At 61.7% G+C, this 16,479-nt stretch carries 18 protein-coding genes; 10 read left to right on the top strand and 8 right to left on the bottom strand.

Annotated features, from left to right (window positions below; genetic code table 11):
* Positions 1 to 65 precede the first annotated feature (65 nt).
* From coxB to ACM6IP_RS06285, 4 genes are all read left to right on the top strand, one after another.
* The gene (gene coxB, locus ACM6IP_RS06300) at positions 66 to 1,193 is read left to right on the top strand and encodes a cytochrome c oxidase subunit II (protein ID WP_095165122.1); all 1,128 of its coding nucleotides are present in this window, start codon (positions 66 to 68) and stop codon (positions 1,191 to 1,193) included.
* Positions 1,194 to 1,275: 82 nt separating this feature from the next.
* Positions 1,276 to 2,868: a cytochrome c oxidase subunit I gene (gene ctaD, locus ACM6IP_RS06295; RefSeq protein WP_095165123.1), complete on the top strand. Its 1,593-nt coding sequence runs from the start codon at positions 1,276 to 1,278 to the stop codon at positions 2,866 to 2,868.
* A 36-nt stretch (positions 2,869 to 2,904) separates the two neighbouring features.
* Positions 2,905 to 3,462: a cytochrome c oxidase assembly protein gene (locus ACM6IP_RS06290; RefSeq protein WP_095165124.1), complete on the top strand. Its 558-nt coding sequence runs from the start codon at positions 2,905 to 2,907 to the stop codon at positions 3,460 to 3,462.
* Between the two features lie 33 nt (positions 3,463 to 3,495).
* Positions 3,496 to 4,383 carry a cytochrome c oxidase subunit 3 gene (locus ACM6IP_RS06285; protein ID WP_095165125.1) on the top strand — a complete coding sequence of 296 codons (888 nt, stop codon included), beginning with the start codon at positions 3,496 to 3,498 and terminating at the stop codon, positions 4,381 to 4,383.
* Positions 4,384 to 4,389: 6 nt separating this feature from the next.
* On the opposite strand, the gene ACM6IP_RS06280 is transcribed toward ACM6IP_RS06285, so the two are convergent.
* Positions 4,390 to 4,593, bottom strand: a complete 204-nt coding sequence (locus tag ACM6IP_RS06280; RefSeq protein WP_095165127.1) for a twin transmembrane helix small protein — start codon at positions 4,591 to 4,593, stop codon at positions 4,390 to 4,392.
* 70 nt (positions 4,594 to 4,663) lie between these two features.
* Between ACM6IP_RS06280 and ACM6IP_RS06275 the strand changes: the two genes are divergently transcribed.
* The 5 genes from ACM6IP_RS06275 to ACM6IP_RS06255 are packed head-to-tail and all read left to right on the top strand — an operon-like array spanning position 4,664 to position 8,572.
* On the top strand, positions 4,664 to 5,404 hold the full coding sequence (locus ACM6IP_RS06275) for an SURF1 family protein (RefSeq protein WP_159992979.1): 741 nt from the start codon (positions 4,664 to 4,666) through the stop codon (positions 5,402 to 5,404).
* The gene (locus tag ACM6IP_RS06270; protein ID WP_095165205.1) at positions 5,370 to 5,963 is read left to right on the top strand and encodes a hypothetical protein; all 594 of its coding nucleotides are present in this window, start codon (positions 5,370 to 5,372) and stop codon (positions 5,961 to 5,963) included. The genes ACM6IP_RS06275 and ACM6IP_RS06270 overlap by 35 nt, the downstream gene beginning before the upstream one ends.
* A 10-nt stretch (positions 5,964 to 5,973) precedes the next feature.
* Complete coding sequence (locus ACM6IP_RS06265) at positions 5,974 to 7,053, top strand: heme A synthase (RefSeq protein ID WP_401129601.1); 1,080 nt, start codon at positions 5,974 to 5,976, stop codon at positions 7,051 to 7,053.
* Positions 7,041 to 7,940 carry a heme o synthase gene (cyoE, locus tag ACM6IP_RS06260; RefSeq protein ID WP_095165132.1) on the top strand — a complete coding sequence of 300 codons (900 nt, stop codon included), beginning with the start codon at positions 7,041 to 7,043 and terminating at the stop codon, positions 7,938 to 7,940. Before ACM6IP_RS06265 ends, cyoE begins: the two co-directional genes overlap by 13 nt.
* Positions 7,937 to 8,572 (top strand): SCO family protein, encoded by a 636-nt coding sequence (locus tag ACM6IP_RS06255; RefSeq protein ID WP_095165133.1) that lies wholly within the window; start codon positions 7,937 to 7,939, stop codon positions 8,570 to 8,572. Before cyoE ends, ACM6IP_RS06255 begins: the two co-directional genes overlap by 4 nt.
* 88 nt (positions 8,573 to 8,660) lie before the next feature.
* Here ACM6IP_RS06255 and ACM6IP_RS06250 read toward each other — a convergent pair whose 3' ends face one another.
* The 3 genes from ACM6IP_RS06250 to ACM6IP_RS06240 all read right to left on the bottom strand — a co-directional run bounded on the left by ACM6IP_RS06250 (position 8,661) and on the right by ACM6IP_RS06240 (position 11,178).
* Positions 8,661 to 9,434, bottom strand: a complete 774-nt coding sequence (locus ACM6IP_RS06250) for a MetQ/NlpA family ABC transporter substrate-binding protein (protein WP_095165134.1) — start codon at positions 9,432 to 9,434, stop codon at positions 8,661 to 8,663.
* A gap of 62 nt (positions 9,435 to 9,496) precedes the next feature.
* A complete protein-coding gene (locus ACM6IP_RS06245) occupies positions 9,497 to 10,171 on the bottom strand; it encodes a methionine ABC transporter permease (protein ID WP_095165135.1) in 675 nt (224 codons plus the stop codon).
* Positions 10,171 to 11,178 carry a methionine ABC transporter ATP-binding protein gene (locus ACM6IP_RS06240; RefSeq protein WP_414861162.1) on the bottom strand — a complete coding sequence of 336 codons (1,008 nt, stop codon included), beginning with the start codon at positions 11,176 to 11,178 and terminating at the stop codon, positions 10,171 to 10,173. The genes ACM6IP_RS06245 and ACM6IP_RS06240 overlap by 1 nt, the downstream gene beginning before the upstream one ends.
* 198 nt (positions 11,179 to 11,376) lie before the next feature.
* On the opposite strand from ACM6IP_RS06240, the gene katE reads away from it, so the two are divergent.
* Positions 11,377 to 13,581 (top strand): catalase HPII, encoded by a 2,205-nt coding sequence (katE, locus tag ACM6IP_RS06235; protein ID WP_414861161.1) that lies wholly within the window; start codon positions 11,377 to 11,379, stop codon positions 13,579 to 13,581.
* A 57-nt stretch (positions 13,582 to 13,638) separates the two neighbouring features.
* On the opposite strand, the gene ACM6IP_RS06230 is transcribed toward katE, so the two are convergent.
* Genes ACM6IP_RS06230 through zur form a run of 4 tightly spaced genes read right to left on the bottom strand, consistent with a single transcriptional unit; the run spans position 13,639 to position 16,435 of the window.
* The gene (locus ACM6IP_RS06230; protein ID WP_414861160.1) at positions 13,639 to 14,349 is read right to left on the bottom strand and encodes a PA5502 family lipoprotein; all 711 of its coding nucleotides are present in this window, start codon (positions 14,347 to 14,349) and stop codon (positions 13,639 to 13,641) included.
* Between the two features lie 37 nt (positions 14,350 to 14,386).
* On the bottom strand, positions 14,387 to 15,175 hold the full coding sequence (gene znuB / locus ACM6IP_RS06225; RefSeq protein ID WP_095165140.1) for a zinc ABC transporter permease subunit ZnuB: 789 nt from the start codon (positions 15,173 to 15,175) through the stop codon (positions 14,387 to 14,389).
* Positions 15,168 to 15,953 (bottom strand): zinc ABC transporter ATP-binding protein ZnuC, encoded by a 786-nt coding sequence (gene znuC, locus ACM6IP_RS06220; protein WP_095165141.1) that lies wholly within the window; start codon positions 15,951 to 15,953, stop codon positions 15,168 to 15,170. The genes znuB and znuC overlap by 8 nt, the downstream gene beginning before the upstream one ends.
* Complete coding sequence (gene zur, locus ACM6IP_RS06215) at positions 15,953 to 16,435, bottom strand: zinc uptake transcriptional repressor Zur (protein WP_095165142.1); 483 nt, start codon at positions 16,433 to 16,435, stop codon at positions 15,953 to 15,955. The genes znuC and zur overlap by 1 nt, the downstream gene beginning before the upstream one ends.
* Positions 16,436 to 16,479 lie beyond the last annotated feature (44 nt).

Here is a 16,479-nt window from a genome sequence, read left to right as displayed (position 1 = left end):
GCAGCCGCTCCCTTGGACGCAGGTGAAAGCCGGCGGGATAACAAGAACGATAAGGGGAACCCGCAATGATGCGACATCCACAAGTCTGGATGGGCCTCCTGTTGTGGTCGATTTTCAGCCAGGCGCAAGCCGCCTGGACTGTGAATATGGCGCCTGGGGCTACTGAAATCAGTCACGCAGTCTTCGACCTGCACATGACCATTTTCTGGATCTGTGTAGTGATCGGCATCATCGTCTTCGGTGCGATGTTTTGGTCGATGATCATGCATCGGCGCTCCACCGGGCAGGTGGCCGCCAAATTCCATGAAAGTACGACGGTCGAGATCCTCTGGACCGTGGTGCCCTTCATCATCCTTGTCGCCATGGCTGTTCCGGCGACCGCCACCCTGATCAAGATGTACGACAGCAGTGAGCCGGATATCGATATCCAGGTCACCGGCTATCAGTGGAAGTGGCACTACAAATACCTGGGCCAGGACGTCGAGTTCTTCAGCAACCTGGCCACCCCGCAAGAGCAGATCCGCAACCAGAGCGCCAAGGGCGAACACTACCTGCTGGAGGTCGATCAGCCATTGGTGCTGCCGATCGGTGCCAAGGTGCGCTTTCTGGTGACCTCCGCCGATGTCATTCACTCCTGGTGGGTGCCGGCCTTTGCGGTCAAGCGCGATGCGATCCCCGGCTTCGTCAACGAGGCCTGGACCCGGGTCGACAAGCCCGGGATCTATCGTGGCCAGTGCGCTGAACTGTGCGGCAAGGACCACGGCTTCATGCCCATTGTGGTCGACGTCAAAAGCCAGGCCGATTACGACACCTGGCTGGCCGAGCGCAAGGCCGAAGCGGCCAAGCTCAAAGAGCTGACCAGCAAGGAATGGACGCTGGAGGAGCTCAAGGAGCGCGGCGACAAGGTCTATCACACCACCTGCGTGGCCTGTCACCAGGCTGAAGGCCAGGGCTTGCCGCCAATGTTCCCGGCGCTCAAGGGCTCGAAAATCGCCACCGGCCCCATAGCGGATCACTTGGGCATTGTCTTCCACGGCAAGCCAGGCACCGCCATGGCGGCGTTCGGCAAGCAACTGTCGGAAGTCGATATCGCTGCCGTGGTGACCTACGAGCGCAATGCCTGGGGCAACAACAAGGGCGACATGGTCACGCCAAAAGACGTGCTGGCCCTCAAGCAGGAGGAAAGCAAATGAGGCGGTCGATTGCATGTTCCCGTGAGCGCTTGGGGCGTGATGCCTCGAGCCGCCCAGTCCATCCGTCTACAGGAGTCAGGACATGAGTGCAGTGATCGATGACCATGGTCATGCCGGCCATGACCACGCCCATGGCCCTGCCAAGGGCCTGATGCGCTGGGTGCTGACCACCAACCACAAGGACATCGGCACGCTGTACCTGTGGTTCAGCTTCATGATGTTCCTGCTCGGTGGCTCGTTTGCCATGGTGATCCGTGCCGAGCTGTTCCAGCCCGGGCTGCAGATCGTCGAGCCGGCGTTCTTCAACCAGATGACCACCATGCATGGCCTGGTCATGGTCTTCGGCGCGGTGATGCCGGCGTTTGTCGGCCTGGCCAACTGGATGATCCCACTGATGATCGGCGCGCCGGACATGGCCCTGCCGCGGATGAACAACTTCAGTTTCTGGCTGCTGCCGGCAGCGTTCCTGATGCTGGTCTCGACCTTGTTCATGCCTGGTGGCGGACCGAACTTCGGCTGGACCTTCTACGCGCCCCTGTCCACGACCTACGCCCCGGAAAGCGTGACCTTTTTCATCTTCGCGATTCACCTGATGGGTATCAGTTCGATCATGGGGGCGATCAACGTGATCGCCACCATCCTCAATCTGCGCGCCCCCGGCATGACCCTGATGAAAATGCCATTGTTCGTCTGGACCTGGCTGATCACCGCCTTCCTGCTGATCGCAGTGATGCCGGTGCTGGCCGGTTGCGTGACCATGATGCTGATGGACATCCACTTCGGCACCAGCTTCTTCAGTGCCGCCGGTGGTGGTGACCCGGTGCTGTTCCAGCACGTGTTCTGGTTCTTTGGTCACCCCGAGGTGTACATCATGATCCTGCCGGCCTTTGGTGCTGTCAGCTCGATCATCCCGACCTTTTCGCGCAAACCGCTGTTTGGCTACACCTCGATGGTCTACGCGACGGCGAGCATCGCTTTCCTGTCGTTCATCGTCTGGGCGCACCACATGTTCGTGGTGGGCATCCCGCTGGTGGGCGAGCTGTTCTTCATGTACGCCACCCTGCTGATCGCGGTACCCACCGGGGTCAAGGTGTTCAACTGGGCCAGTACCATGTGGCAGGGCTCGCTGACGTTCGAGACGCCCATGCTGTTTGCCGTGGCGTTCGTGATCCTGTTCTCGATCGGCGGTTTCTCCGGATTGATGCTGGCCATCGCGCCGGCGGACTTCCAGTACCAGGACACCTACTTCGTGGTGGCGCACTTCCACTACGTGCTGGTGCCGGGGGCAATCTTCGGGATCTTCGCGTCCGCCTACTACTGGATGCCCAAGTGGACCGGGCACATGTATGACGAGACCCTGGGCAAACTGCATTTCTGGTTGTCCTTCATCGGCATGAACATGGCGTTTTTCCCGATGCACTTCGTCGGGCTGGCGGGCATGCCGCGCCGGATCCCCGACTACAACCTGCAGTTTGCCGATTTCAACATGGTGTCTTCGATTGGCGCCTTCATGTTTGGCGCCACGCAGATCTTCTTCCTGTTCATCGTGATCAAGACCATTCGCGGCGGCGAGCCAGCACCGGCCAAGCCATGGGATGGCGCCGAAGGCCTGGAGTGGAGCATTCCCTCGCCCGCGCCGTATCACACCTTCACCACCCCGCCGGAAGTGAAATGAACGCCCCGGCAGGGTTCTCGGCGGAGGTCATGAATCATGGCTGATTCGATCTCCACGAAAAAACTGGTTACCCGCTTATTGCTGGTGGTGGCGGCGATGTTTGTCTTCGGGTTTGCCCTGGTGCCGATCTATGACGTGATGTGCAAGGCGCTGGGAATCAATGGCAAGACTGGCGGGCAGTATTCCGGCGAGCAGCAGGTGGACGAGTCGCGCCAGGTACGCGTGCAGTTCCTGTCCACCAATGCGATCGACATGGTCTGGGAGTTTTATCCCAAGTCCGATGACATCGTGGTCCACCCCGGTGCGGTGAACGAGATGATTTTCATCGCCCGCAACCCCAGCAGCCACCCGATGAGCGCCCAGGCGGTGCCGAGCATTTCACCTAGCGCGGCGGCGATGTATTTCCACAAGACCGAATGCTTCTGTTTTACCCAGCAAGTGCTGCAGCCCGGTCAGCAGATCGAGATGCCGGTACGTTTCATCGTTGATCGCGATATGCCCAAGGATGTGAAGCACTTGACGCTGGCTTACACGCTGTTCGATATCACCGCGCGTCATCCACCCGTGGCCGTTGCACAAAAGACCGGTGGCTAGACGTTCAAGCGTGCCCGATAAGGAGAACAATAAATGGCAACTCATGAGCATTATTACGTTCCCGCCCAAAGCAAATGGCCGATCATCGCCACCGTCGGCATGTTCGTCACGGTGTTTGGCCTGGCTACCTGGTTCAACGATCTGAAGGCGGCGCGCCCGGATTCCCACGGCCCGCTGATCTTTTTCGTCGGGGGGTTACTGCTGGCCTACATGCTGTTTGGCTGGTTTGGCGCGGTGATCAAGGAAAGTCGTGCGGGGCTGTACAGCGCCCAGCTGGATCGCTCGTTCCGCTGGGGCATGAGCTGGTTCATCTTCTCCGAGGTGATGTTCTTCATCGCGTTTTTCGGTGCGCTGTTCTACGTGCGGCATATCTCGGGGCCGGCGCTGGGCGGTGAAGGGGCCAAGGGCATTGCGCACATGCTCTGGCCGAACTTCCAGTTCGTCTGGCCGTTGCTGGAAAACCCGGACTCCAAGCTGTTCCCGCCACCCAAGGACGTCATCAGTCCCTGGGGCCTGCCGCTGCTCAATACGGTGATCCTGGTCAGCTCCAGCGTCACCGTGACCATCGCCCACCATGCCCTGAAAAAAGGCCATCGCGGGGCGCTGAAAATCTGGCTGGCGCTGACCGTACTGCTGGGCTGCGCCTTTCTCGGCTTCCAGGCCGAGGAATACATCCACGCCTACCACGAACTGGGCCTGACCCTGGGCTCGGGCATCTACGGCGCAACCTTCTTCATGCTCACCGGATTCCACGGCGCCCACGTAACCATCGGCACCCTGATTCTGTTCGTGATGCTGATGCGGGTGTTGCGCGGGCACTTCGATGCCGAGCACCAGTTCGGCTTCGAAGCCGCGAGCTGGTACTGGCATTTTGTGGACGTGGTCTGGATCGGCCTGTTTGTTTTTGTCTACGTACTCTGAGGCGCACTACCAGGGGGCATGAGACACCAGTTGGCCACTGAAGAAGCCCCAAGCGATCAGGCCAACGGTAAGTGCGGCAAGGCCGACACGAATGCTCAAGGCGATGACCAGGCGATGTGAGCTGCTGTCGTCCTTGACCAGAAAAAACAGGCCGCTGAACAGGCTGACGACCGTGGCAATCAGCATCAGGACGATGGCTGCTTTGAGCATGGTGGGACTCCGGGGGAAATGCGATGCACTTGAGTATAGCTAGCTCGCCCGCTGACTTTCTGGCGCTGCCATGAAGCGTTTCCGGCCGGGCCTCGTGCCGACGCTGGTGGTGGCACTGTTGCTGCCGCTGCTGGTGTCGCTGGGGTTCTGGCAACTGAGTCGGGGCGCGGAAAAAAGCGCCCTGCTGCACAGCTACGCTGAACGTCGGGTCGCCGAGCCGATGGCCAGCGCCGAGCTGCAGCACACCGAGGATCCAGCCTTTCGTCGAGTGCGTCTGCATGGCCAGTTCGATGCCGGGCACAGTCTGCTGCTCGATAACCGGCAGCGCGATGGCAAGGTTGGTGTCGAGTTGCTGCAACCGTTCCAGGATCAGGCGACGGGACTCTGGCTGCTGGTCAATCGTGGCTGGCTGCCATGGCCGGACCGGCGCACACCACCGCAATTCACCACGCCGCAGGCGGTGCTGAGCCTCGACGCCTGGGTGTATGTCGCTCCGGGCGCGACCTTCCAGCTGCACGCCGACCCGAAGTCCGCGACCTGGCCACAACTGGTCACCGCAGTCGAGCCGGGCAAACTTTGGGCGACGCTGGGTCGTGAAGGTTTCGCCTACGAATTACGCACCGAAAGCGGCCCGGCGGCCTACCAGGCTGATTGGCCGGTGGTGGCCATGGGGCCGGAAAAACACCTGGCTTATGCCGTGCAGTGGTTCGCCATGGCGATCGCCCTGCTGGGCCTTTATCTCTATCTCGGTTGGCACAACGCAAAGGAGAAACACCATGGGAGCGGCCATGAATCCACCCAGCATGTCTGAGGCGAAATCCTCATCGAGCCGGCGCAAGGGGCGCGTGCAGTTGCTGCTTATCCTGTTGGGGGTGATCGGTCCGATGGTCCTCGCCACCGGCATGTACAAATTGCAGTTCTGGGTGCCGGAGGGTCGCAGTTACCACGGCGAACTGATCGGCAACGGACAGACCCGCGCCGATCTCGGCGTGCAGGCCCAGGACGACCGCTGGCAGGTGCTGGTGACGGCGCCCAAGGCGTGTTCGGTGGACTGCCAGCAACTGGTGTATCTGGCGCGCCAGATCCAGATCGGCCTCGGCCGCGATGCTTCCCGCGCCAGCCATGCATTGGCTGCCGCACAACCTTTGAGCGGCGACTACGAAGCCAAGCTGACCCGCGAATACCCGCAGCTACAGCGCTATCCCATGGACCTGACCACGTTCAGTAAAACCACCGGGGATCAGGCTGCACCGCAGCTGTGGATCATCGATCCCCACGGCAACCTGGTGCTGCGTTATGGCCCCACTGTCAAAGGCAAGGACCTGCTCAACGACCTGCGCCATCTGCTGAAACTGTCGAACATCGGATAAGGGCATCGTCATGGCCAAACCTGGATTTCGCCTCGCGCTGTTTGCCACCTTGCTGGCACTGATTGTCGTGTTGCTGGGTGCCTACACCCGGCTGACCCACGCTGGCCTGGGCTGCCCGGACTGGCCGGGGTGCTACGGCTTTATCAGCGTGCCGAAAAGCGAAGCCCAACTGGCCCATGCCGAGCTGCATTTTCCCGACACCCCGGTGGAAGCCCACAAGGGCTGGAACGAGATGATCCATCGCTACTTCGCCGGCACCCTGGGCCTGCTGATCGCACTGTTGGCGGCGCGCGCCTGGACCCATCGCCGGCATCCCGACCAACCCTTGAAGCTGCCGTTGTTCCTGCTGGTAGTGGTGTTTGCCCAGGCCGCCTTCGGCATGTGGACGGTGACGCTCAAGCTCTGGCCACAGGTGGTGACCGGGCATCTGCTCGGCGGGTTTGCCACCTTGAGCCTGCTGTTTCTGTTGACCTTGCGCTTGTCCGGGGTGCTGCCGGCATTGATTGTGCCGCGCCGCTTGCAGTACTGGGCAACGGCCGGCTTGCTGCTGGTGATCGGACAGATCGCCCTGGGAGGCTGGGTCAGCTCCAATTACGCGGCGGTGGCGTGCATTGACTTCCCGACCTGCCATGGCCAGTGGTTGCCGCCGGCGGATTTTGCCAACGGTTTTCACCTGACCCAACACATTGGCCCCAATTACCTGGGTGGACAGCTGGACAGCGATGCACGCACGGCCATCCACCTGACCCACCGTATCGGTGCCTTGCTGGTGACCTTGGTATTGCTCGGCCTGGCCTGGCAACTGAAGGGGGTCGGCATGACCCGCCTCGCCGGCCTGGTGCTGGTGGCCCTGGGGGCGCAAATCAGCCTGGGTATCAGCAACGTGCTGTTCCATTTGCCCCTGCCGGTCGCCGTGGCCCACAACGCGGGTGGCGCGGCGTTGTTGCTATGTCTGGTGCTGGTCAACTATCACGCCCGCACCAGCCTGGTCCGGGTCAAGCAGCCGGCGCTGCGACGCTGGCGCTTCAGCCCCCGTAAACATGCGGCCGGGCCCATAACAATAAAAGGAGAAATGCCATGGCGACTCTGATCGGCGAACGGCCCAGCCAGGCGATTTGGCGCGATTACCTGGAGCTGACCAAGCCCAAGGTGGTGGTGTTGATGCTGATCACCTCGCTGGTCGGCATGTTCCTCGCCACCCGCGCGGGCGTACCCTGGACCGTGCTGGTGTTCGGCAACCTGGGCATTGCCCTGTGTGCCGGAGGGGCGGCGGCGGTCAATCATGTGGTGGATCGGCGGATCGACGCGGTCATGGCCCGCACCCATAAGCGGCCGCTGGCGGAAGGCCGGGTGTCACCCGCTGCGGCGCTGACCTTCGCCCTGGTGCTGGCACTGAGTGGCCAGGCGTTGTTGCTGGCGTTCACCAATCCGTTGACGGCCTGGCTGACCCTCGCATCCTTGCTGGGTTATGCGGTGATCTACACCGGCTTCCTCAAGCGTGCGACGCCGCAGAACATTGTCATCGGCGGCCTGGCCGGTGCCGCCCCACCCTTGCTCGGCTGGGTCGCCACCACCGGGCACGTCAGCGCAGAGCCCCTGCTGCTGGTGCTGATCATCTTCGCCTGGACCCCGCCGCACTTCTGGGCGCTGGCGATCCACCGCAAGGAGGAATACGCCAAGGCCGATATCCCGATGTTGCCGGTAACCCACGGCGAGCACTACACCAAGGTCCACATCCTGCTCTACACCTGCGTGCTGTTGGCGGTGAGCCTGATGCCGTACGTGATCCACATGAGCGGCCTGCTGTACCTGGCCTGTGCGCTGGGGCTGGGCGCGAGGTTTCTGCAATGGGCCGTGGTGCTGTACCGTGGCACTCGGCCGCACGCGGCGATCAACACCTTCAAGTACTCTATTTACTACTTGTTCCTGCTGTTTATCGCCCTGCTCGTAGACCATTACCTAATGTTGAACCTATGACTCGAACCCAGAAAACTGTCTTCATCCTTGTTGCCCTGATCGCACTGGTCCTGGGGCTGACCATCAACAAGGTACTGTCTGGCAAAGGCCAGGGTGACCCGACTGCGCTGATCGACGCCGGGATCATCCTGCTGCCGCAAAGCCGCACCTTGCCGGCCCTGCAGATGACCAACCAGGATGGCCAGCCGGTGATGGTCAACGAGTTGAAAGGCAAGTGGAGCCTGCTGTTCTTCGGCTATACCTTCTGCCCGGACATCTGCCCGACCACCCTGGCCCAGTTGCGCCAGATCAAGAGCGAGCTGCCGGCCGATGCGGTCGACAAGTTGCAGATCATCCTGGTCAGCGTCGACCCTCATCGCGATACTCCCCAGCAGCTCAAGCAGTACCTGGGCTACTTCGATCCGCAATTCATCGGCCTGACCCCGACTTCGGTCGAGGAGCTGCAAAAAGTCGCCAACGCGGTGAGCATCCCGTTCATCCCGGCGGACACCAGCAAGCCCAACTACACCGTCGACCACAGCGGCAACCTTGCCGTCATCGGCCCGGACGGCACCCAGCGTGGCTTCATCCGCGCGCCGCTGAACAACGCGAAGCTGGTGGCGCAGCTGCCGGTGATGCTCAGCCGGCAATGACACCCGCCCCCACAAGGGCTGGTGTTTTGGGCACAAAAAAGGGGCGCAATCAATGCGCCCCTTTTGTTTTGCCGCGTATTCCGTCAGATCAGAACGCCGGCAGTACCGCGCCTTTGTACTTCTCCAGGATGAAGGCTTTCACTTCTGGAGTGTGCAGGGCCGCTACCAGCTTTTTCATGGCATCGCTGTTCTTGTCGTCTTCACGCGCTACCAGGATGTTCACGTAAGGCGAGTCCTTGCCTTCGATGGTCAGCGCGTCCTTGGACGGGTCCAGCTTGGCTTCCAGGGCGTAGTTGGTGTTGATCAGCGCCAGGTCGACCTGGGTCAGCACGCGCGGGATGGTCGCCGCTTCCAGCTCACGGAATTTCAGGCCCTTGCTGTTCTCGGCGATATCCTTGACGGTCGACAGGATGTTGGTCGAATCCTTGAGCTTGATCAGGCCGGCCTTGTCCAGCAGCAGCAGCGCGCGGCCGCCGTTGGTGGCGTCGTTCGGGATCACCACGGTGGCGCCGCCAGGCAGGTCGGCCAGGGCCTTGAACTTGCTGGAGTAAGCGCCCAGCGGCTCGATGTGCACGCCCGCCACGCTCACCAGGTGAGTACCCTTGGCCTTGTTGAACTCATTGAGGTACGGCTGGTGCTGGAAGAAGTTGGCGTCCAGGCGTTTTTCCGCAACCTGTACGTTGGGTTGCACGTAGTCGGTGAAGACCTTGACCTTCAAGTCCACGCCTTCCTTGGCCAGGGCCGGCTTCACGAACTCAAGGATTTCCGCATGCGGCACCGGGCTGGCGGCCACGGTCAGGGTTTCGGCGGCTTGGGCAGAGAACGCGGCAACGGCGGCGAACGCGACGAGTAGTTTTTTCATCCGGCAAACTCCTTGTGAAGCGCCCTTTCGGGCGCCTGCCAGCATGATGCCGGCGATTGCATTTATTTTCGGGAAAAGTGCACCACCAGCTTATCGCCGACGGTTTGCAGTACCTGGACCAGCACCAGCAGCAACACCACGGTCACTACCATCACGTCCGTCTGGAAGCGTTGGTAACCGAAGCGGATCGCCAGGTCACCCAGGCCACCGGCGCCGACCACACCGGCCATCGCCGTGTAGGACACCAGTGTGATGGCGGTCACCGTGATTGCAGCAAAGATGCCTGGGCGCGCTTCCGGCAGCAAGGCATTGGTGATGATCTGGCGGGTGCTGGCGCCCATCGCCTGGGTGGCTTCGATGATGCCGCGATCAACTTCACGCAGGGCGGTTTCCACCAGGCGCGCAAAGAATGGCGTAGCCCCCACCACCAGCGGCGGGATCGCACCGCCGACACCCAGCGAAGTGCCGGTAATCAATACGGTGAACGGGATCATCACAATCAGCAGAATGATGAACGGCAGCGAGCGCAGGATGTTGACGATCAGCGACAGCAGCGCGTAGACGCCCTTGGCCTCGAGCAACTGGCGCGGGCTGCACAGGAACAACAGCACGCCCAGGGGCAGGCCCAGCAAGACGGTGAACAGCAGCGAGCCACCAAGCATCAGCAGGGTGTCGCCGGTGGCCAGCCAGATTTCATACCAGTCGATATTGGCGAAGAAACTTGTCAGCAGTTCCATTAGCGCAGCACCTCCATGTGGACATCGGCTGCGGTGAAGTGGGCAAAGGCCGCTTCCATGTCACCGCCAGTGATGGCCAGGGTCAGTTGCCCGTAAGGGACGTCTTTGATGCGGTCGATGCGGCCGGCGAGGATGCTGTAGTCCACCCCCGTTTCGCGGGCCACAGTGCCCAGCAGCGGCGCGTAGGTGGCATCGCCCTGGAAGGTCAGGCGCACGATACGGCCCGGTACGTGGGCGAAGTCATCGCGTTGTTCGCTTTCATCGACTTGCTCGTCTTCCTGGACGAAGCGCCTGGTGGTCGGGTGCTTGGGGTGCAGGAATACCTGGGCCACCGGACCTTGCTCGACGATCACGCCTGCGTCCATCACGGCCACCTGGTCGCAGACCCGGCGAATCACGTCCATTTCATGAGTGATCAGCACGATGGTCAGTTTCAGCTCGCGGTTGATCTCGGCCAGCAGTTGCAGGACCGACGCCGTGGTTTGCGGGTCCAGGGCACTGGTGGCTTCGTCGCACAGCAGGATCTTCGGCTTGGTTGCCAGGGCGCGGGCGATGCCTACGCGCTGCTTCTGGCCACCCGACAGCTGCGCCGGGTATTTCTTGGCATGGTCGGACAGGCCCACCCGGGCCAGCAACTCGGCCACGCGCCGATCGATGTCGGCGCGCGACAGTTCACCGGCCAGGGTCAGCGGCAGCGCCACGTTGTCGGCCACGGTCTTGGAGGCCAGCAGGTTGAAGTGCTGGAAGATCATCCCGACTTGCTGGCGGAAACGGCGCAGCGCATTGGCGTCCAGCGCAGTGACTTCCTCGCCATCGACGATGATCTTGCCGCCGCTGGAGTCCTCCAGGCGGTTGATCAGGCGCAGCAGGGTACTTTTTCCTGCGCCGGAATGGCCGATCAGGCCAAACACCTGGCCGTTCTCAATCGTCAGACTGGTCGGGTGCAGGGCAGGAATATCCCTACCGGCAACGCGGTAGGTTTTATGGACGTTTTGAAACTCGATCACGTAGCGAACCTTGTGGGGCGCGTTAGAAAAGGATCAGCGGTTAGCCGGGCGCGCATTTTAGCCTGTCCGTATAGAGGTTCTTAGCATTTATTTCGTATTCATCCTTTCATTTGGCAATAACGCGATCAAAGGTCATAAAAAAGGAACGGCCCCACTCCACGTCAGTCACTACTTCAGCACTGAAAAACACCCGGGACCGTGCCTGGGGACTTAGCTCATGGATCTCGCCGTACGCGCGAATCCCCATCGAGGAGTTCAGCACTGATGAGTACCAAAAAACCTGACGCCGGCAAGAGCCAACTGGCCGGCACCGATACCCCGGACCGCGCCAACAGCAACGCCAAGCTGCAAAGCCTGGAAGCCTTTCGTTCGGACGCCAGCGAACAAGCGTTGCGCACCAATCAGGGGGTAAAGGTCGCCGATAACCAGAATAGCTTGAAGGCTGGCGCGCGCGGGCCTTCGCTGCTCGAAGACTTCATCATGCGGGAAAAGATCACCCATTTTGACCATGAGCGGATTCCCGAACGCATCGTGCATGCCCGGGGCACCGGGGCGCATGGCTTCTTTCAGAGTTACGAGAACCACGCCGAGCTGACCAAGGCCGGTTTCCTACAGGACCCCGGGCATAAAACACCGGTGTTCGTGCGGTTTTCCACGGTACAAGGCCCGCGTGGCTCCGGTGATACCGTGCGAGATGTGCGTGGGTTCGCCGTGAAGTTCTTCACCGAGCAAGGCAACTTCGACCTGGTTGGCAACAACATGCCGGTATTTTTCATCCAGGATGCCATCAAGTTTCCTGACTTCGTCCACGCCGTAAAACCCGAACCCCACAACGAAATACCTACCGGTGGTTCGGCGCACGATACGTTCTGGGATTTTGTGTCACTGCAGCCAGAGTCGGCGCACATGGTGATCTGGGCCATGTCCGATCGGGCGATTCCCAAAAGCCTGCGTAGCATGCAGGGCTTTGGTGTCCACACCTTCCGCTTGATCAATGCGGCCGGTAAGTCGCGTTTTGTGAAGTTCCACTGGCGCCCCACCGCAGGCACCTGCTCGCTGGTGTGGGATGAAGCCCAGAAGCTTGCGGGCAAAGATACCGACTATCATCGCCGCGACCTGTGGGACGCGATCGAGATGGGCGACTATCCCGAGTGGGAGCTGGGGGTTCAAGTCATCGAGGAGGAAAACGAGCATGCCTTCGATTTCGACATCCTCGACCCCACCAAGTTGATTCCCGAGGAGTTGGTGCCGATCACTCCGCTGGGCAAAATGGTGCTCAACCGTAACCCGGACAACTTTTTCGCCGAAACCGAGCAGGTGGCGTTCTGTCCTGGGCATATCGTGCCGGGGATCGATTTCTCCAATGACCCGCTGCTGCAAGGCCGGCTATTTTCCTACACCGACACGCAGATCAGCCGACTCGGCGGACCGAATTTTCACGAGATACCCATCAATCGCCCTATCGCGCCGTTCCACAACGGCCAACGTGATGCGTTGCACCGCACCACCATCGATAAGGGGCGCGCAGCCTATGAGCCGAACTCCATCGATGGCGGCTGGCCGAAAGAAACCCCTCCGGCGGCCGTTGATGGCGGCTTCGAGAGCTATCCCGAGCGCATCGACGCCAACAAGATCCGCCAGCGCAGCGAATCCTTCAGTGATCACTTCTCCCAGGCGCGGCTGTTCTTCCACAGCATGAGCAAGCACGAGCAGGAGCACATCATCGCGGCCTACAGCTTCGAGCTGGGCAAGGTCGAGCGTGAATTCATCCGGGCGCGGCAGGTCAATGAAATCCTTGCCAACATCGACCTGGATCTGGCCGGGCGTGTAGCGCAGAACCTCGGCCTGCCGGCACCCAAGACGGGCACCGTGCAAGTGCGCAAAACTGCGCTGGAGCGCTCTCCTGCGCTCAGTCAGGCCAATTTGCTGCCGGAAAACATCAAGACCCGCAAAGTCGCGATCCTGGCGGCCAACGGCGTCGATGGCGCGGCGATCAATGCCATGAAAAAAGCCCTGGAGGCAGAAGGCGCACATGCCAAGCTGTTGGGGCCGACGTCGGCGCCAGTGAAAACCACAGATGGTAAAAGCCTGCCGGTGGATGGGTCCATGGAAGGGTTGCCGTCGGTGGCTTTCGATGCGGTGTTCGTGCCGGGTGGCGCTGCGTCAATCAAGGCGTTGAGCACCGATGGCGTGGCGCTGCACTACCTGTTGGAGGCGTACAAGCACCTCAAGGCGATCGCGCTGCAGGGCGAGGCCAAACAATTGCTCGATGTGTTGAAGCTGCAAGCCGATGCCGGGCTGTTGGTGGGCGCGGGTGCCACGTTGACCAAGGGGTTCTTTGCCGCGATCGGGCAGCATCGGGTGTGGGATCGTGAGGCGAAGGCCAAGGCGGTGCCGGCGTAGGCAAAAGGAGCGCTTTCGCTGGCGCCCGCTTTGTGGCTCGCCAGCGAACAGCGCTTATCAATCCTTGCGCGGTGCCAAGACCATTTGCGCCGGAATGTGGCGCAGGATCTGTCGCTCGATCTTCAGGTCAAAATCGGGGTCGAGTTTCTTTACCCGCTTGCTCAGCAAGGTCGCCAGCCACGGGTAATCCTGGGTGCGGGGTGCCTGGATGCTGACGTCACACTGATAATTCACTACATCGGCGGCAATCGCATCCAGTTGGCGCCGAAGTTGCCGACTATCGGTGATGTTCAGTGCCACGGTGGTACTTTCGGCGGTCGGGTCGATGACCTTGGCCTGAGGTTTGGCAGCGGCAGCCAAGAGGGCGGCCTCGGCTTTTTCCAGCTCGGCTTTACGGGCCTCGGTGATGGCGCCGTTGACGCCGCCGGTCAGTGCCGGCGCCTTGGGCATCAGCACCCGTGCGCGGCTGAGGGCAGTGGCTGCGGCGTTGACGTCACCTTTTTGCAGGACGATCTGGCTGCGCTGCAAATAGGCTTCGGCCAGTTGGCGCTGGTATTGCTCCAGGGACTGATCGTTGGGCGATTGCGCCTGCAGGGTCGCCAGTTGATCTTCGGCGGTGGCCAGCTCATTGCTGGCCAGGCTTTGTTCCAGCTGGGCGATGGCCGTCGCGCGCGCGTCCGGGATCTCGGGCGCTGGCGGTGTGCTTTGGCAGGCGCCCAGCAGCAAAAATGCAGCAAGGAGCAGATAACGGGAGGCGAACGGCTTCATTCCTGCGACTCTCTGATTGCGCAAAAAACGAGCAAGTCTACACCCCTCGGCGGGGCAGGACAAAACTCAGCAGAAACAGCGCGGCGGCAACGACCACAATCGAGGGGCCGGCCGGCGTGTCCTTGAACCACGACAGCGCCAGGCCACCGCAGACCGCGAGTATACCCAGCAAGCTTGCACCCAAGGCCATTTGCTCGGGCGAGCGAGCGTGGCGTTGTGCCGCAGCCGCCGGAATGATCAGCAAAGAGGTGATCAGCAACACCCCGACGATTTTCATCGCCACCGCGATCACGACCGCAATCAACAGCATCAAGGTCAGGCGCAACGCCGCCACGGGCAGGCCTTCGACCATGGCCAGCTCTTCGTGCACGGTAATGGCCAGCAATGGCCGCCACAGCGCCACCAGCAACAGCAGGACAGCCGTACTGCCGCCGAGGATCCAGGCCAGGTCGCCGGGGCTGATCGCCAGCAGGTCGCCGAACAGATAGGCCATCAGGTCGATCCGCACTTCATGCATGAAGCTTAGTACCACCAGGCCCAGAGAGAGGGTGCTGGGTGCAAGAATCCCTAGCAGGGTGTCTGAGGCCAGTGGTTGACGCTGTTGCAGGGTCACCAGCAGCACGGCCAGCAACAGGCAGCCGACGGTGACGGCGATGGTCGGGCTGACATCCAGCAAGAAGCCCAGGGCCACGCCAAGCAAGGCCGCGTGGGACAGGGTGTCGCCAAAATAGGCCATGCGCCGCCAGACCACGAACGATCCCAGAGGGCCAGCCACGACGGCCAGGGCCAGGCCTGCGAGCAGGGCATACAACAGAAAATCAGCCATGCTTGCAGCCATCTCCGTGAACGTGGGTTTGAGCGGCGGGCGCCGCGCTGACGACCGAGCCGTGCAGGTCGTGGGCATGATCGTGATGGTGGTGATAGATCGCCAGGCTTTGCGCGTTCTTGCCGAACAGCTCGACAAAGGCCGGGTCGCCGCTGACCTGCTCCGGGTGGCCGGAGCAGCAGACATGGCGATTGAGGCAGACCACCTGGTCGGTGGTGCTCATCACCAGGTGCAGGTCGTGGGAGACCATCAGCACGCCGCAGCCGTGACGGTCGCGCAGGCGGGTGATCAAGCTGTACAGCTCGGCCTGCCCGGCGACATCGACACCCTGGACCGGCTCGTCGAGCACCAGTAGTTGCGGCTCGCGCAGCAGCGCCCGGGCCAGCAGCACGCGCTGCATTTCACCGCCGGAGACGCTCTGCACCGGGCTGTCGATCACCTGTTCGGCACCGACTTCCTTGAGTGCGGCCAGGGCTCGTGCCCGGTCCACGCCGGGCACCAGGCGCAAAAAGCGCAGTACCGACAGCGGCAGGGTGGGGTCGACGTGGAGTTTTTGCGGCATGTAGCCGACCCGCAGCTTCGGCTTGCGCCACACACTGCCGCTGTCGGGCTTGAGCAGGCCGAGCACGGCGCGCACCAGGGTAGTTTTGCCGGCACCGTTGGGGCCGATCAGGGTGACGATCTGCCCTGGCTCGACGCTGAGCTGGATGTTGTCCAGTACGTTTTGCCCGGCAAAGGTCACCGTCACCTGTTCCAGGCGAATCAACGCAGTGCTCATCAAGCCCCCTGGCAGCCCGAACAGAGCCCGACCACTTCGACCGTCTGGCCTTCGACCACAAAGCCAACTTCGCCGGCGCTGTGGATGATGCTGTCGCTGATGGTTTTCTGTTCCAGCTCGATAGCCGCGTGGCATTCCCGGCAGATCAGGAACTGGCCCTGGTGGGCGTGCCCTGGGTGGTTGCAGCCAACGAAGGCGTTGAGCGACGAGATGCGATGCACCAGGCCGTTGTCCAGCAGGAAGTCCAGGGCGCGGTACACGGTGGGCGGCGCGGCGCGACGGCCGTCCTGCTCACTGAGCACTGCCAGGATGTCGTAGGCGCCCAGCGGCTTGTGGCTCTGCCACACCAGCTCCAGCACCCGACGGCGCAATGCAGTCAGGCGCAAGCCTTGGCGTGCGCAGATCGCATCAGCCTCGGACAGCGCGGTGTGCACGCAATGGGAGTGGTCGTGGGGACGACTGGCAAGCGGTGTTTTAGGCATGAGCGGCGACGAATTTTGTGAGAGACGTTATTATATTACCCGTT

The organism is Pseudomonas sp. IT-P176 (genome assembly GCF_949767245.1).
In the GTDB taxonomy this organism is placed as follows: Bacteria; Pseudomonadota; Gammaproteobacteria; order Pseudomonadales; family Pseudomonadaceae; genus Aquipseudomonas.
This window is presented reverse-complemented; position numbering and strand designations above follow the sequence as displayed.

Bases quoted from the DNA above. Each gene is read 5' to 3' on its own strand.
- coxB (WP_095165122.1), top strand. From the start codon at position 66: ATGATGCGACATCCACAAGTCTGGATGGGCCTCCTGTTGTGGTCGATT.
- ctaD (WP_095165123.1), top strand. From the start codon at position 1,276: ATGAGTGCAGTGATCGATGACCATGGTCATGCCGGCCATGACCACGCC.
- ACM6IP_RS06290 (WP_095165124.1), top strand. From the start codon at position 2,905: ATGGCTGATTCGATCTCCACGAAAAAACTGGTTACCCGCTTATTGCTG.
- ACM6IP_RS06285 (WP_095165125.1), top strand. From the start codon at position 3,496: ATGGCAACTCATGAGCATTATTACGTTCCCGCCCAAAGCAAATGGCCG.
- ACM6IP_RS06280 (WP_095165127.1), bottom strand. From the start codon at position 4,593: ATGCTCAAAGCAGCCATCGTCCTGATGCTGATTGCCACGGTCGTCAGC.
- ACM6IP_RS06275 (WP_159992979.1), top strand. From the start codon at position 4,664: ATGAAGCGTTTCCGGCCGGGCCTCGTGCCGACGCTGGTGGTGGCACTG.
- ACM6IP_RS06270 (WP_095165205.1), top strand. From the start codon at position 5,370: ATGGGAGCGGCCATGAATCCACCCAGCATGTCTGAGGCGAAATCCTCA.
- ACM6IP_RS06265 (WP_401129601.1), top strand. From the start codon at position 5,974: ATGGCCAAACCTGGATTTCGCCTCGCGCTGTTTGCCACCTTGCTGGCA.
- cyoE (WP_095165132.1), top strand. From the start codon at position 7,041: ATGGCGACTCTGATCGGCGAACGGCCCAGCCAGGCGATTTGGCGCGAT.
- ACM6IP_RS06255 (WP_095165133.1), top strand. From the start codon at position 7,937: ATGACTCGAACCCAGAAAACTGTCTTCATCCTTGTTGCCCTGATCGCA.
- ACM6IP_RS06250 (WP_095165134.1), bottom strand. From the start codon at position 9,434: ATGAAAAAACTACTCGTCGCGTTCGCCGCCGTTGCCGCGTTCTCTGCC.
- ACM6IP_RS06245 (WP_095165135.1), bottom strand. From the start codon at position 10,171: ATGGAACTGCTGACAAGTTTCTTCGCCAATATCGACTGGTATGAAATC.
- ACM6IP_RS06230 (WP_414861160.1), bottom strand. From the start codon at position 14,349: ATGAAGCCGTTCGCCTCCCGTTATCTGCTCCTTGCTGCATTTTTGCTG.
- znuB (WP_095165140.1), bottom strand. From the start codon at position 15,175: ATGGCTGATTTTCTGTTGTATGCCCTGCTCGCAGGCCTGGCCCTGGCC.
- znuC (WP_095165141.1), bottom strand. From the start codon at position 15,953: ATGAGCACTGCGTTGATTCGCCTGGAACAGGTGACGGTGACCTTTGCC.
- zur (WP_095165142.1), bottom strand. From the start codon at position 16,435: ATGCCTAAAACACCGCTTGCCAGTCGTCCCCACGACCACTCCCATTGC.